This is a genomic window from Rathayibacter sp. AY1D2 (assembly GCF_002932695.1).
Classification (GTDB): domain Bacteria; phylum Actinomycetota; class Actinomycetes; order Actinomycetales; family Microbacteriaceae; genus Rathayibacter.
Genome location: NZ_PSVX01000078.1, coordinates 1 through 14,699, shown reverse-complemented (window position 1 = coordinate 14,699; position 14,699 = coordinate 1). Strand labels below are relative to the sequence as shown.

Here is a 14,699-nt window from a genome sequence, read left to right as displayed (position 1 = left end):
CCCTCGCCGCTCTTGATGCCGACGTCGCCGGAGCCGAGGACCGCGAAGGCGTCCTCGTCCGTCACGTCGTCGCCCGCGTAGAGGACGGCGGTCGCGCCGGTGTAGCGGCGGAGGTGCTGCACGGCCTCGCCCTTGGTGGTCGAGCGGACCGAGAACTCCAGGACGTTCTTCCCCTCGCGGACGGTGACCCCCTGCACCTCGGCGCGCGCCTCGGAGAGGGCGACGACGTGGGCGACGCGGCTGTGGCGCTCGGTCGCGAGGCGGGTGTGCAGGGCGAAGCCGGCCGGCTTGTCCTCGATCCAGACGTTGTCGTTCCCGCGGGCGATGCCCTTCAGGACGTCCTCGAGCACTCCCACCTTCTCGAGCTCGTCGTCGTCGAGCCGGACCGCGTCCTCCTCGGGGTCGAGGCGGATCTCGATGCCGTGGGAGCCGACCAGCAGCGCCTCGTCCGGCAGCTGCGAGACCTCCTCCAGGCTCCCGAGCGCCCGGCCGGAGACCAGCGCGACCCGGGTGCCGGGGAGGGCGAGGAGCCGCAGCACGGCCTCGCGCGCCTCGGGGAGCGCCCGCGCGCGGGCGGGGTCGTCGACCTCGGGCGCGAGTGTGCCGTCGAAGTCGAGGGCCACCAGGAGCCGGTCGGCCGCGGCGAGCTCCCGCAGCGCCGCCGCGAGCCGCTCGGGCACTCCCTCGCTCATCGCGCGCCGCCGTCGAGCTCGCGGTCGTCGGCGGCCTCCCGCTCGAGCTCGGCCGCCTGTCCGTGCGCCGAGTCGTCGCGGTGCTCGGCCTCCTGGCCGTGCGGCGCCTCCTGCCCGCGGGCGGCGGGCCGCACGTCGAGCTGCTGGCCGGCCGCGTGCTCCGCGAGAGCGGAGAGGAACGACTCGGACCAGCGCGCCACGTCGTTCTCGAGCACGCGGCGACGGAGCGCGCGCATGCGCCGGGTGCGCTCGACGCGCGGCATCCGCGCCGAGGCCTCCATCGCGTCCTTCAGCCCCGAGATGTCGTGCGGGTTCACCTGCACGGCCTGCTTGAGCTCGTCGGCCGCTCCGGCGAACTCGCTCAGCACGAGCACGCCGTCGTTGTCGAAGCGGGACGCGACGTACTCCTTCGCGACGAGGTTCATCCCGTCGCGCAGCGCCGTCACGAGCATGACGTCGGCGGCGAGATAGAGCGCCACCATCTCCTCGCGCGGGTAGCCGTGGTGGAGGTAGCTGATCGCCGGGTGCCCGAGCGTGCTGTAGTCGCCGTTGATCCGGCCGACCTGCAGCTCGATGTCGTCGCGCAGCTGCCGGTAGGTGTCTACGCGCTCGCGGCTCGGGCTCGCGACCTGGACCAGCACCGCGTCCTCGGAGGTGAGGCGGCCGTCCGCCAGGAGCTCGCCGAAGGCCTTCAGGCGGTGGCCGATCCCCTTGGTGTAGTCGAGCCGGTCGACGCCGAGCATGATCGTCGCGGGGTTGCCCAGCTCGGCGCGGATCTCGGCGGCGCGGGCCTGGATCTCGGGGGTGCGCGCCATCGCCTCGAACGACGCGGAGTCGATCGAGATCGGGAAGTGCCGGGCGACGACCGGGCGCACGCTCGCCCCGCGCCGCGAGCGGTTGACGCGGCGGGTGCCGCCGACGGCCTCCTCCTCGACCGGGACCTCGACGACCGTGCTGCGGGTGTCGTAGCCCAGCAGGCGCCGGACCGCGCGGAGGAAGCTGCCCGCGTCTCCCTGGCGCTGGAAGCCGATCACGTCGGCGCCGAGCAGGCCCTCGACGATCTGCCGGCGCCACGGGAGCTGCGCGAAGATCCCGTAGGGCGGGAACGGGATGTGGTTGAAGAAGCCGATCGTGACGTCGGGCCGGAGCTCCCGCAGCATCTTGGGCACGAGCTGGAGCTGGTAGTCCTGGACCCAGACCACGCCGTCCTCCTCCGTCACGGCCGCGGCCGCCCCGGCGAAGCGCTGGTTGACCCGCACGTAGGCGTCCCACCAGTCGCGGTGGTAGGTCGGGGGCGCGATCACGTCGTGGTAGAGCGGCCAGAGCGTGTCGTTCGAGAAGCCCTCGTAGTAGTCCTCGAGCTCCTGCGCGCTGAGGGCGACGGGGACGATCTGCACGCCGTTGTCGACGAACGGGGCGACCTCCTCGTCGGCCACGCCGGGCCAGCCGACCCAGGCGCCCTCGTTCGCGCGCATCACGGGCTCGAGCGCGGTGACCAGCCCGCCGGGCGAGGTCTTCCAGGAGGCGGTGCCGTCCTCGGCCACGACGCGGTCCACGGGGAGGCGGTTCGAGACGACCACGAACGCGTTGCGCTCGGTCCCTCCCGAGGTCCCGGCGTCGGTCCTGTCAGCGGCGGAGGAGGCGGAGGCGGAGTGCGGAGGAATGGTGGTCCCTTTTCGTCGGTCGAGCCGTCGTCGTGCCCGTCGAGGCTATCAGCCGGCCCCGCACGGGGGACGGGGGGGGTCAGCCCTGCACGAGGGCGAGCGCGAGCGTCGCTCCGCCCACCGTCGGGACGACCGCGACGAGTCCGAGGAGCGCGTACTGGCGCCACGAGACGTGCACGCCCAGCGCGGTCAGCCTCTGGTGCCAGAGCAGGGTGGCGAGCGAGGCCCACGGGGTGATCAGCGGTCCGGCGTTCACGCCGATCAGCAGGGCGACCAGGCGGAGCGGATCCGCCGCGACGGGCTCGAGGGCGAGGTAGGCGGGCAGGTTGTCGACCAGGTTGGAGGCGACCGCGCCGGAGCCGGCGAGGCGCAGCAGGTCGAGCGTCCCGCTCCCCTCCCCCGCGACCACGGCGAGCGCCGCGCCCAGCCCGAGCTGGTGCGCCGCCTCCATCGCCACGAAGAGGCCCGCCGCGAAGACGACGAGCTGCCACGGCAGGAGGGCGGGCGTGAGCGCCGCGGGACGGCGCACCGCGAAGAGGACGATCAGCGCGACCGCGGCGACCGTCGCCGGGATCCACACCTCGAGGCCCGAGACGAGCGCCGGCAGGAGCAGCGCCACGACGATCCCCGCGCCGACCAGCAGCACCCGGTCCTCCACCGGCGTCCGCTCCCCCGGGGTGTAGCGCCCGGCCAGCTCGCGCCGGTAGCGGATCGCGAGGATCAGCACGGGCACGACGGCCGCGACGAGCGCGGGCACCGCGGTCAGCGCGGCGAAGGCGAAGGGGCCCTCGACCCCCAGGCGCCGCTGCGCGAGCAGGTTGGTGAGGTTCGAGACGGGGAGGAGGAGGGAGGCGCAGTTCGCCAGCCAGACCGTGGCCATCGCGAACGGCAGGGGCGGGACGCGCACGTGCGCCGCGAGCAGGACCACGACCGGGGTCAGGAGCACGGCGGTCGTGTCGAGCGAGAGGAACACCGTGCTGACGACGGCCATCGCCACCACCAGCAGCCAGAGCACCGCGGTCCGCCCGCGGCCCCACTCGGCGGAGCGCTCGGCGACCACGGTGAAGACGCCGGCCTCGGAGGCCAGCTCGGCGACCACGGTCACCGCGACCACGAAGCCGAGGATCGGCGCCGTCCGCTCGACCAGCTCGCCCAGCGCGTCCATCGGGAGGACCCCCGTGACGACGGCCACCGCCCCGACGACGAGCAGCACCGCCCCGATCACAGCCGTGCGCATGTCGTTCCCGTTCTCCTCGGCGTGCCCCGGCTCGAGGATTCGGGTCCCGGCGGCGGTCCACCGTAGCGGGACAACCCCTCGGTGCTGTCAAGCGTTCCTCTGAGAGCTTTCGCACCCGCTAGCGTCGGGGTGAACACGGGAGGCACACGCATGCGCAAGTTCATCCTCAACTCCAGCGTCATCAGCGCGATCGTCGGCGGCTGGTCGATCCTGCAGACCACGCGCAAGGGCCCGCGCGACTGGCGCCTGGCCCTCCAGTGGGTCAGCTGGGCCATCTCGGTCACCGTCGCCCTGGGCTCCGTGTCCTACGACTCGAAGGAGATCGTCAAGGAGGAGCGCGGCAGGAAGCGCGACCGCTAGGCCCTCCTGACGCGCCGCCTCCCCGCGGGGCGGCGTGTCAGCCGGTCTCCCGACCCGGTGGCGGCGACACTGTTCCCAGTCGCTGCCGGCACGGGAAACGGGGTTCGTCATGAGGTTTCGTCTGAGGCGTCGCAAGGCGGCCCCCGAGGTCGTCGAGGCGGCCCCCGTCCTCACGCAGGACGAGCTCTTCGCCGTCGTCCACGAGCGGCTCGCGGCCTTCGTCGGATCCGAGGGCGCCTGGGTCGTCACGCGCCGCAGCCACGACGACCGCGACCCGATCTTCCACGGGATGCTCGCGCGCTCCCTCGCCCACGAGCTCTCCGCCGCCATCCAGGAGGAGCAGCTCCGCGCCGGCGCCGAGCGGACGTCGTCCCCGGTCACCGAGGCGATCCCCGTGATGCGCGCCTCCACTCCCCCGGTGGAGCCGGCCGCCCTCACCTGGGAGCCGAAGCCGATCGCCGTCTGGGCGGAGCCGGCCCCCGCCGACGTCGCCGTCGACACCCCCGTCGCGACCCGCTCCTGACCCGAGCGGTCGGCCGGCGGGCTTGCCCTCCGGCCGACCCGACGAGCGACGTCGCCCTTCCCGCTGATCGAGGAGGCGGCGCGGCCGCCGTCTCGAGATCCCCCGCGGCCGCCCCTCCCCCGGCCGCCCGTCAGAGCGTCGGCCAGCTCCCGGGTCCCTCGCTGCCCGCCGGGTACTCGTCGAGCGGCACCCGGTCCGCGTGCCAGGCGTCGATCGCGGGCTGCACGATGCGCCAGCACTCCTCGGCGGCGTCCCCGCGGACCGAGAGCGACGGGTCGTCGTCGAGGATCCCCGAGATGACCTCGCCGTACGCCAGCAGCTCGCCCGCGCCGAAGGTCGCCTCCAGCGAGGCGCGCTCGAGCGTGTACGGGTCGCCGGGGCCGTTGATGTTCAGCTCGAGCGACATCTGGTCGGGCGCGAGGAACAGCCGCAGCACGGACGGCGCCTCGGTGCCGACGAAGCCGCGGGGCAGGTGCGGCACCGGCTTGAAGCGGATGACCACTTCGCGCCGCCGCTCCCCGAGCGCCTTGCCGGAGCGGAGGGTGAACGGCACGCCTGCCCAGCGCCAGGTGTCGATCTCGACGACCAGCTCGGCCAGCGTCTCGGTCCGGCGAGCGGGGTCCACGCCCTTCTCGTCCGCGTAGGCGGGCAGCTCGCGCCCGTCGATCGTCCCCGCCGTGTAGCGGGCGCGGCGCGAGCTCGCGGCGGGGTCGTCGCCGTGCAGGCGGGTGGCGCGCAGGACGATCGACTTCGCGTCCCGGAGGTCGGCCGCGTCGAGCGAGGACGGCGGCTCCATCGCGATCACCGCGAGGACCTGCAGCAGGTGGCTCTGGATCATGTCGGTCAGCGCGCCCGCGCCGTCGTAGTAGCTCGCCCGCCCCTCGAGGGCCAGCTGCTCGTCGTAGACGATCTCGACGCTCTCGATGTGCTCGGCCGACCACAGCGGCTCGAGGATCCGGTTCGCGAAGCGCAGGCCGAGCACGTTCATCACGGTCGCGCGGCCGAGGAAGTGGTCGACGCGGTGGATGCGGTCCTCGGGGACCAGCGCGGCGAGGCGCTGGTTGAGGGCGTGCGCGCTCGCCTCGTCGGTCCCGAACGGCTTCTCCAGCGCCAGCACGGTGCCCTCCGGCAGGTCGTGGGCGGCGAGCGCCTCGCAGGCCTTCGCCGCGATCGCCGGCGGGAGGGCGAAGTAGACCGCCACTGGACCGGCGCAGCTCGCGAGCAGTGCGGCGAGCGCCTCCGGATCGGTGACGTCGACCTGCTGGTAGCGCGTGCCGGAGGTGAGCGCGTCCACGCCCTCGCCCTGCGCCTCGACGGTGGCGAAGGAGGCGGTCAGCACCTCGTGCCAGTGCTCCTGGATCCAGTCCTCGCGTCCCGCGCCGACGAGGTGGACCCGCCGGTCGGTCTCGCGGGTCAGCAGCTGGCCGACGGCGGGGAGGAGGAGCCGCGAGGACAGGTCCCCCGTCGCTCCGAGGATGAGCAGGGTCGAGACGGTCTGTGCCATGCGGCTCACCCTACGGCGGCGCTGAAGAGCCCCGCTCCGCCTTGACTGGGAGGCCACAGCCGCACCTGAGAGGATCGCCGCATGGTCTCCCCGATCGAGGACTACGCCGTCCTCTCCGACTGCCGCACGGCCGCTCTCGTCTCCCGCGACGGGGGGATCGACTGGCTGTGCCTGCCGCGCTTCGACTCCGCCTCCGTCTTCGGCGCCCTGCTCGGCGGCGACGACCAGGGGCGCTGGTCGCTCCGGCCGGTGGACGGGGAGGCGACGAGCGAGCGCCACTACCTCGGCGACACGCTCGCGCTGGTCACCCGGTGGACGACTCCCACCGGCGTCGTCGAGGTGGTCGACGTGATGCCGCTGCGCGACGAGCGCGCCGAGCTGGTGCGCCGGGTGCGCGGAGTGTCGGGGACCGTCCGGATGCGGCAGGAGCTGCGCATCCGCTTCGACTACGCCCGCACCATGCCGTGGGTGCGGCAGGAGGGGACGGACGAGGATCCGCTGCTCGTCGCCGTCGCCGGGCCCGACGCGGTCGTGGTGCGCGGAGTGCGGTTGAAGGCCGTCGACCACGCCCACGCGGCGGAGTTCGACGTCGACGCGGACGCGGTCGTCGACCTCTCGATGGCGTGGTTCCCCTCGCACCAGCGGGCGCCCAAGCGCCTCGACGTCGACCGCGCGCTGGAGCGCACGCTGTCCTGGTGGTCCGAGTGGGCGTCGGCGATCGACTACGACGGCCCGCACCGCGACGCCGTCGTCCGCTCGCTGCTGACCCTCCGCGCCCTCACCGACGACGAGACCGGCGGCATCGTCGCGGCGGCGACCACCTCGCTCCCGGAGCAGTTCGGCGGCGCCCGCAACTGGGACTACCGCTACGTCTGGCTCCGCGACGCCTCGCTCACCCTGCAGGCCCTGCTCGCGCACGGGTTCGAGCAGGAGGCGCAGAAGTGGCGGGCCTGGCTGCTCCGCGCGGTCGCGGGCGCGCCGGAGGACGTGCAGATCATGTACGGCCTCGCCGGCGAGCGCGACCTGCCCGAGCGGGAGATGCCGAGCCTGCCCGGCTACGACGGCGCCTCCCCCGTGCGGATCGGGAACGCCGCCGTCGACCAGTACCAGGCGGACGTGATCGGCGAGGTGATGGTCGCTCTGCACGAGGCCCGCGTGGCCGGAGTGGACGAGACGGAGTTCTCCTGGCCGCTCCAGCGCGCGCTCCTGGGCTTCGTCGAGACCAACTGGCAGCGGCCGGACAACGGCATCTGGGAGATCCGGGGCGAGCCGCGGCACTTCACGCACTCGCGGGTCATGATCTGGGCCGCGCTCGGCGTCGAAGCCCTGGGCCTCGATCTCGGCGCGCACCTCGTCGCGGAGGCGCTCCCAGGTCTCGACCGGACCGGGCAGGCCGTTCTCGCGCACGGCGCGGACGCCCCGATCGAGCGCGGCCCAGATCATGACCCGCGAGTGCGTGAAGTGCCGCGGCTCGCCCCGGATCTCCCAGATGCCGTTGTCCGGCCGCTGCCAGTTGGTCTCGACGAAGCCCAGGAGCGCGCGCTGGAGCGGCCAGGAGAACTCCGTCTCGTCCACTCCGGCCACGCGGGCCTCGTGCAGAGCGACCATCACCTCGCCGATCACGTCCGCCTGGTACTGGTCGACGGCGGCGTTCCCGATCCGCACGGGGGAGGCGCCGTCGTAGCCGGGCAGGCTCGGCATCTCCCGCTCGGGCAGGTCGCGCTCGCCGGCGAGGCCGTACATGATCTGCACGTCCTCCGGCGCGCCCGCGACCGCGCGGAGCAGCCAGGCCCGCCACTTCTGCGCCTCCTGCTCGAACCCGTGCGCGAGCAGGGCCTGCAGGGTGAGCGAGGCGTCGCGGAGCCAGACGTAGCGGTAGTCCCAGTTGCGGGCGCCGCCGAACTGCTCCGGGAGCGAGGTGGTCGCCGCCGCGACGATGCCGCCGGTCTCGTCGTCGGTGAGGGCGCGGAGGGTCAGCAGCGAGCGGACGACGGCGTCGCGGTGCGGGCCGTCGTAGTCGATCGCCGACGCCCACTCGGACCACCAGGACAGCGTGCGCTCCAGCGCGCGGTCGACGTCGAGGCGCTTGGGCGCCCGCTGGTGCGAGGGGAACCACGCCATCGAGAGGTCGACGACCGCGTCCGCGTCGACGTCGAACTCCGCCGCGTGGGCGTGGTCGACGGCCTTCAACCGCACTCCGCGCACCACGACCGCGTCGGGCCCGGCGACGGCGACGAGCAGCGGATCCTCGTCCGTCCCCTCCTGCCGCACCCACGGCATGGTGCGGGCGTAGTCGAAGCGGATGCGCAGCTCCTGCCGCATCCGGACGGTCCCCGACACTCCGCGCACCCGGCGCACCAGCTCGGCGCGCTCGTCGCGCAGCGGCATCACGTCGACCACCTCGACGACGCCGGTGGGAGTCGTCCACCGGGTGACCAGCGCGAGCGTGTCGCCGAGGTAGTGGCGCTCGCTCGTCGCCTCCCCGTCCACCGGCCGGAGCGACCAGCGCCCCTGGTCGTCGCCGCCGAGCAGGGCGCCGAAGACGGAGGCGGAGTCGAAGCGCGGCAGGCACAGCCAGTCGATCCCCCCGTCGCGGGAGACGAGAGCGGCCGTGCGGCAGTCGGAGAGGACGGCGTAGTCCTCGATCGGGGAGACCATGCGGCGATCCTCTCAGGTGCGGCTGTGGCCTCCCAGTCAAGGCGGAGCGGGGCTCTTCAGCGCCGCCGTAGGGTGAGCCGCATGGCACAGACCGTCTCGACCCTGCTCATCCTCGGAGCGACGGGGGACCTGTCCTCGCGGCTCCTCCTCCCCGCCGTCGGCCAGCTGCTGACCCGCGAGACCGACCGGCGGGTCCACCTCGTCGGCGCGGGACGCGAGGACTGGATCCAGGAGCACTGGCACGAGGTGCTGACCGCCTCCTTCGCCACCGTCGAGGCGCAGGGCGAGGGCGTGGACGCGCTCACCTCCGGCACGCGCTACCAGCAGGTCGACGTCACCGATCCGGAGGCGCTCGCCGCACTGCTCGCGAGCTGCGCCGGTCCAGTGGCGGTCTACTTCGCCCTCCCGCCGGCGATCGCGGCGAAGGCCTGCGAGGCGCTCGCCGCCCACGACCTGCCGGAGGGCACCGTGCTGGCGCTGGAGAAGCCGTTCGGGACCGACGAGGCGAGCGCGCACGCCCTCAACCAGCGCCTCGCCGCGCTGGTCCCCGAGGACCGCATCCACCGCGTCGACCACTTCCTCGGCCGCGCGACCGTGATGAACGTGCTCGGCCTGCGCTTCGCGAACCGGATCCTCGAGCCGCTGTGGTCGGCCGAGCACATCGAGAGCGTCGAGATCGTCTACGACGAGCAGCTGGCCCTCGAGGGGCGGGCCAGCTACTACGAAGGCGCAGCCGCGCTGACCGACATGATCCAGAGCCACCTGCTGCAGGTCCTCGCGGTGATCGCGATGGAGCCGCCGTCCTCGCTCGACGCGGCCGACCTCCGGGACGCGAAGTCGATCGTCCTGCGCGCCACCCGCCTGCACGGCGACGACCCCGCCGCGAGCTCGCGCCGCGCCCGCTACACGGCGGGGACGATCGACGGGCGCGAGCTGCCCGCCTACGCGGACGAGAAGGGCGTGGACCCCGCTCGCCGGACCGAGACGCTGGCCGAGCTGGTCGTCGAGATCGACACCTGGCGCTGGGCAGGCGTGCCGTTCACCCTCCGCTCCGGCAAGGCGCTCGGGGAGCGGCGGCGCGAAGTGGTCATCCGCTTCAAGCCGGTGCCGCACCTGCCCCGCGGCTTCGTCGGCACCGAGGCGCCGTCCGTGCTGCGGCTGTTCCTCGCGCCCGACCAGATGTCGCTCGAGCTGAACATCAACGGCCCCGGCGACCCGTACACGCTCGAGCGCGCCTCGCTGGAGGCGACCTTCGGCGCGGGCGAGCTGCTGGCGTACGGCGAGGTCATCTCGGGGATCCTCGACGACGACCCGTCGCTCTCGGTCCGCGGGGACGCCGCCGAGGAGTGCTGGCGCATCGTGCAGCCCGCGATCGACGCCTGGCACGCGGACCGGGTGCCGCTCGACGAGTACCCGGCGGGCAGCGAGGGACCCGGGAGCTGGCCGACGCTCTGACGGGCGGCCGGGGGAGGGGCGGCCGCGGGGGATCTCGAGACGGCGGCCGCGCCGCCTCCTCGATCAGCGGGAAGGGCGACGTCGCTCGTCGGGTCGGCCGGAGGGCAAGCCCGCCGGCCGACCGCTCGGGTCAGGAGCGGGTCGCGACGGGGGTGTCGACGGCGACGTCGGCGGGGGCCGGCTCCGCCCAGACGGCGATCGGCTTCGGCTCCCAGGTGAGGGCGGCCGGCTCCACCGGGGGAGTGGAGGCGCGCATCACGGGGATCGCCTCGGTGACCGGGGACGACGTCCGCTCGGCGCCGGCGCGGAGCTGCTCCTCCTGGATGGCGGCGGAGAGCTCGTGGGCGAGGGAGCGCGCGAGCATCCCGTGGAAGATCGGGTCGCGGTCGTCGTGGCTGCGGCGCGTGACGACCCAGGCGCCCTCGGATCCGACGAAGGCCGCGAGCCGCTCGTGGACGACGGCGAAGAGCTCGTCCTGCGTGAGGACGGGGGCCGCCTCGACGACCTCGGGGGCCGCCTTGCGACGCCTCAGACGAAACCTCATGACGAACCCCGTTTCCCGTGCCGGCAGCGACTGGGAACAGTGTCGCCGCCACCGGGTCGGGAGACCGGCTGACACGCCGCCCCGCGGGGAGGCGGCGCGTCAGGAGGGCCTAGCGGTCGCGCTTCCTGCCGCGCTCCTCCTTGACGATCTCCTTCGAGTCGTAGGACACGGAGCCCAGGGCGACGGTGACCGAGATGGCCCAGCTGACCCACTGGAGGGCCAGGCGCCAGTCGCGCGGGCCCTTGCGCGTGGTCTGCAGGATCGACCAGCCGCCGACGATCGCGCTGATGACGCTGGAGTTGAGGATGAACTTGCGCATGCGTGTGCCTCCCGTGTTCACCCCGACGCTAGCGGGTGCGAAAGCTCTCAGAGGAACGCTTGACAGCACCGAGGGGTTGTCCCGCTACGGTGGACCGCCGCCGGGACCCGAATCCTCGAGCCGGGGCACGCCGAGGAGAACGGGAACGACATGCGCACGGCTGTGATCGGGGCGGTGCTGCTCGTCGTCGGGGCGGTGGCCGTCGTCACGGGGGTCCTCCCGATGGACGCGCTGGGCGAGCTGGTCGAGCGGACGGCGCCGATCCTCGGCTTCGTGGTCGCGGTGACCGTGGTCGCCGAGCTGGCCTCCGAGGCCGGCGTCTTCACCGTGGTCGCCGAGCGCTCCGCCGAGTGGGGCCGCGGGCGGACCGCGGTGCTCTGGCTGCTGGTGGTGGCGATGGCCGTCGTCAGCACGGTGTTCCTCTCGCTCGACACGACCGCCGTGCTCCTGACCCCGGTCGTGGTCCTGCTCGCGGCGCACGTGCGCGTCCCGCCCCTGCCGTTCGCGATGGCCACGGTCTGGCTGGCGAACTGCGCCTCCCTCCTCCTCCCCGTCTCGAACCTCACCAACCTGCTCGCGCAGCGGCGCCTGGGGGTCGAGGGCCCCTTCGCCTTCGCCGCGCTGACCGCGGTGCCCGCGCTCGTCGCGGCCGTCGTGCCCGTGCTGATCCTCGCGATCCGCTACCGGCGCGAGCTGGCCGGGCGCTACACCCCGGGGGAGCGGACGCCGGTGGAGGACCGGGTGCTGCTGGTCGGCGCGGGGATCGTCGTGGCGCTGCTCCTGCCGGCGCTCGTCTCGGGCCTCGAGGTGTGGATCCCGGCGACGGTCGCCGCGGTCGCGCTGATCGTCCTCTTCGCGGTGCGCCGTCCCGCGGCGCTCACGCCCGCCCTCCTGCCGTGGCAGCTCGTCGTCTTCGCGGCGGGCCTCTTCGTGGCGATGGAGGCGGCGCACCAGCTCGGGCTGGGCGCGGCGCTCGCCGTGGTCGCGGGGGAGGGGAGCGGGACGCTCGACCTGCTGCGCCTCGCCGGCTCCGGCGCGGTCGCCTCCAACCTGGTCGACAACCTGCCCGCCTACCTCGCCCTCGAGCCCGTCGCGGCGGATCCGCTCCGCCTGGTCGCCCTGCTGATCGGCGTGAACGCCGGACCGCTGATCACCCCGTGGGCCTCGCTCGCCACCCTGCTCTGGCACCAGAGGCTGACCGCGCTGGGCGTGCACGTCTCGTGGCGCCAGTACGCGCTCCTCGGACTCGTCGCGGTCGTCCCGACGGTGGGCGGAGCGACGCTCGCGCTCGCCCTCGTGCAGGGCTGACCCCCCCCGTCCCCCGTGCGGGGCCGGCTGATAGCCTCGACGGGCACGACGACGGCTCGACCGACGAAAAGGGACCACCATTCCTCCGCACTCCGCCTCCGCCTCCTCCGCCGCTGACAGGACCGACGCCGGGACCTCGGGAGGGACCGAGCGCAACGCGTTCGTGGTCGTCTCGAACCGCCTCCCCGTGGACCGCGTCGTGGCCGAGGACGGCACCGCCTCCTGGAAGACCTCGCCCGGCGGGCTGGTCACCGCGCTCGAGCCCGTGATGCGCGCGAACGAGGGCGCCTGGGTCGGCTGGCCCGGCGTGGCCGACGAGGAGGTCGCCCCGTTCGTCGACAACGGCGTGCAGATCGTCCCCGTCGCCCTCAGCGCGCAGGAGCTCGAGGACTACTACGAGGGCTTCTCGAACGACACGCTCTGGCCGCTCTACCACGACGTGATCGCGCCCCCGCCCTACCACCGCGACGGGTGGGACGCCTACGTGCGGGTCAACTACCGCTTCGAGGGGGCGGCCGCGGCCGTGGCGGCGGACGACGGCGTGGTCTGGGTCCAGGACTACCAGCTCCAGCTCGTGCCCAAGATGCTGCGGGAGCTCCGGCCCGACGTCACGATCGGCTTCTTCAACCACATCCCGTTCCCGCCCTACGGGATCTTCGCGCAGCTCCCGTGGCGCCGGCAGATCGTCGAGGGCCTGCTCGGCGCCGACGTGATCGGCTTCCAGCGCCAGGGAGACGCGGGCAGCTTCCTCCGCGCGGTCCGGCGCCTGCTGGGCTACGACACCCGCAGCACGGTCGTCGAGGTCCCGGTCGAGGAGGAGGCCGTCGGCGGCACCCGCCGCGTCAACCGCTCGCGGCGCGGGGCGAGCGTGCGCCCGGTCGTCGCCCGGCACTTCCCGATCTCGATCGACTCCGCGTCGTTCGAGGCGATGGCGCGCACCCCCGAGATCCAGGCCCGCGCCGCCGAGATCCGCGCCGAGCTGGGCAACCCCGCGACGATCATGCTCGGCGTCGACCGGCTCGACTACACCAAGGGGATCGGCCACCGCCTGAAGGCCTTCGGCGAGCTCCTGGCGGACGGCCGCCTCACCTCCGAGGACGCGGTGCTGGTCCAGGTCGCGAGCCCGAGCCGCGAGCGCGTAGACACCTACCGGCAGCTGCGCGACGACATCGAGCTGCAGGTCGGCCGGATCAACGGCGACTACAGCACGCTCGGGCACCCGGCGATCAGCTACCTCCACCACGGCTACCCGCGCGAGGAGATGGTGGCGCTCTATCTCGCCGCCGACGTCATGCTCGTGACGGCGCTGCGCGACGGGATGAACCTCGTCGCGAAGGAGTACGTCGCGTCCCGCTTCGACAACGACGGCGTGCTCGTGCTGAGCGAGTTCGCCGGAGCGGCCGACGAGCTCAAGCAGGCCGTGCAGGTGAACCCGCACGACATCTCGGGGCTGAAGGACGCGATGGAGGCCTCGGCGCGGATGCCGCGCGTCGAGCGCACCCGGCGCATGCGCGCGCTCCGTCGCCGCGTGCTCGAGAACGACGTGGCGCGCTGGTCCGAGTCGTTCCTCTCCGCTCTCGCGGAGCACGCGGCCGGCCAGCAGCTCGACGTGCGGCCCGCCGCCCGCGGGCAGGAGGCGCCGCACGGCCAGGAGGCCGAGCACCGCGACGACTCGGCGCACGGACAGGCGGCCGAGCTCGAGCGGGAGGCCGCCGACGACCGCGAGCTCGACGGCGGCGCGCGATGAGCGAGGGAGTGCCCGAGCGGCTCGCGGCGGCGCTGCGGGAGATCGCCGCGGCCGACCGGCTCCTGGTGGCCCTCGACTTCGACGGCACACTCGCGCCCGAGGTCGACGACCCCGCCCGCGCGCGGGCGCTCCCCGAGGCGCGCGAGGCCGTGCTGCGGCTCCTCGCCCTCCCCGGCACCCGGGGCGCGCTGGTCTCCGGCCGGGCGCTCGGGAGCCTGGAGGAGGTCTCGCAGCTGCCGGACGAGGCGCTGCTGGTCGGCTCCCACGGCATCGAGATCCGCCTCGACCCCGAGGAGGACGCGGTCCGGCTCGACGACGACGAGCTCGAGAAGGTGGGAGTGCTCGAGGACGTCCTGAAGGGCATCGCCCGCGGGATCGACAACGTCTGGATCGAGGACAAGCCGGCCGGCTTCGCCCTGCACACCCGCCTCGCGACCGAGCGCCACAGCCGCGTCGCCCACGTCGTCGCCCTCTCCGAGGCGCGCGCCGAGGTGCAGGGGGTCACCGTCCGCGAGGGGAAGAACGTCCTGGAGTTCTCGGTCCGCTCGACCACCAAGGGCGAGGCCGTGCAGCACCTCCGCCGCTACACCGGCGCGACCGCCGTCCTCTACGCGGGCGACGACGTGACGGACGAGGACGCCTTCGCGGTCCTCGGCTCCGGCGACGTCGGCATCAAGAGCGGCGAGGG

11 protein-coding genes and 3 pseudogenes are annotated in these 14,699 nt (G+C 73.9%); 7 read left to right on the top strand and 7 right to left on the bottom strand.

Annotated elements, in window-relative coordinates; translation table 11 throughout:
* From otsB (C5D04_RS16025) to C5D04_RS16015, 3 genes are all read right to left on the bottom strand, one after another.
* Window positions 1–692 (bottom strand): trehalose-phosphatase (gene otsB / locus C5D04_RS16025; protein ID WP_104348009.1); only part of this gene is annotated, 692 nt, incomplete at its 3' end.
* Complete coding sequence (locus C5D04_RS16020) at window positions 689–2,272, bottom strand: trehalose-6-phosphate synthase (RefSeq protein WP_104348008.1); 1,584 nt, start codon at window positions 2,270–2,272, stop codon at window positions 689–691. The genes C5D04_RS16020 and otsB (C5D04_RS16025), both read right to left, overlap by 4 nt.
* A gap of 163 nt (window positions 2,273–2,435) precedes the next feature.
* Complete coding sequence (locus C5D04_RS16015) at window positions 2,436–3,593, bottom strand: SLC13 family permease (RefSeq protein WP_104226243.1); 1,158 nt, start codon at window positions 3,591–3,593, stop codon at window positions 2,436–2,438.
* 150 nt (window positions 3,594–3,743) lie between these two features.
* On the opposite strand from C5D04_RS16015, the gene C5D04_RS16010 reads away from it, so the two are divergent.
* Window positions 3,744–3,953, top strand: a complete 210-nt coding sequence (locus C5D04_RS16010; protein ID WP_104226242.1) for a hypothetical protein — start codon at window positions 3,744–3,746, stop codon at window positions 3,951–3,953.
* Between the two features lie 109 nt (window positions 3,954–4,062).
* Window positions 4,063–4,476, top strand: coding sequence for a hypothetical protein (locus tag C5D04_RS16005; RefSeq protein ID WP_104233213.1), 414 nt, complete (start codon window positions 4,063–4,065; stop codon window positions 4,474–4,476).
* A 130-nt stretch (window positions 4,477–4,606) separates the two neighbouring features.
* Here C5D04_RS16005 and C5D04_RS16000 read toward each other — a convergent pair.
* Window positions 4,607–5,971 (bottom strand): annotated as a pseudogene (locus C5D04_RS16000) (glucose-6-phosphate dehydrogenase); the annotation flags it as partial.
* 90 nt (window positions 5,972–6,061) lie between these two features.
* On the opposite strand from C5D04_RS16000, the pseudogene C5D04_RS15995 reads away from it, so the two are divergent.
* Window positions 6,062–7,234 (top strand): annotated as a pseudogene (locus tag C5D04_RS15995) (glycoside hydrolase family 15 protein); the annotation flags it as partial.
* Between the two features lie 51 nt (window positions 7,235–7,285).
* Here the strand turns inward: C5D04_RS15995 and C5D04_RS15990 are convergent.
* A pseudogene (locus C5D04_RS15990) lies at window positions 7,286–8,638 on the bottom strand (glycoside hydrolase family 15 protein); the annotation flags it as partial.
* An 81-nt stretch (window positions 8,639–8,719) separates the two neighbouring features.
* Here C5D04_RS15990 and C5D04_RS15985 point away from each other — a divergent pair.
* A complete protein-coding gene (locus tag C5D04_RS15985; RefSeq protein WP_181137738.1) occupies window positions 8,720–10,093 on the top strand; it encodes a glucose-6-phosphate dehydrogenase in 1,374 nt (457 codons plus the stop codon).
* A 130-nt stretch (window positions 10,094–10,223) separates the two neighbouring features.
* Here C5D04_RS15985 and C5D04_RS15980 read toward each other — a convergent pair whose 3' ends face one another.
* Both C5D04_RS15980 and C5D04_RS15975 read right to left on the bottom strand, forming a co-directional pair.
* Entirely contained in the window at window positions 10,224–10,637 is a 414-nt protein-coding gene (locus tag C5D04_RS15980; RefSeq protein WP_104233213.1) for a hypothetical protein, read from the bottom strand.
* 109 nt (window positions 10,638–10,746) lie between these two features.
* Window positions 10,747–10,956 (bottom strand): hypothetical protein, encoded by a 210-nt coding sequence (locus C5D04_RS15975; RefSeq protein ID WP_104226242.1) that lies wholly within the window; start codon window positions 10,954–10,956, stop codon window positions 10,747–10,749.
* A 150-nt stretch (window positions 10,957–11,106) separates the two neighbouring features.
* Between C5D04_RS15975 and C5D04_RS15970 the strand changes: the two genes are divergently transcribed.
* The 3 genes from C5D04_RS15970 to otsB (C5D04_RS15960) form a co-directional block, all read left to right on the top strand.
* Window positions 11,107–12,264 carry an SLC13 family permease gene (locus C5D04_RS15970; RefSeq protein WP_104226243.1) on the top strand — a complete coding sequence of 386 codons (1,158 nt, stop codon included), beginning with the start codon at window positions 11,107–11,109 and terminating at the stop codon, window positions 12,262–12,264.
* A 163-nt stretch (window positions 12,265–12,427) separates the two neighbouring features.
* A complete protein-coding gene (locus tag C5D04_RS15965) occupies window positions 12,428–14,011 on the top strand; it encodes a trehalose-6-phosphate synthase (RefSeq protein ID WP_104348007.1) in 1,584 nt (527 codons plus the stop codon).
* Window positions 14,008–14,699 (top strand): trehalose-phosphatase (gene otsB, locus C5D04_RS15960; protein WP_104348006.1); only part of this gene is annotated, 692 nt, incomplete at its 3' end. The genes C5D04_RS15965 and otsB (C5D04_RS15960), both read left to right, overlap by 4 nt.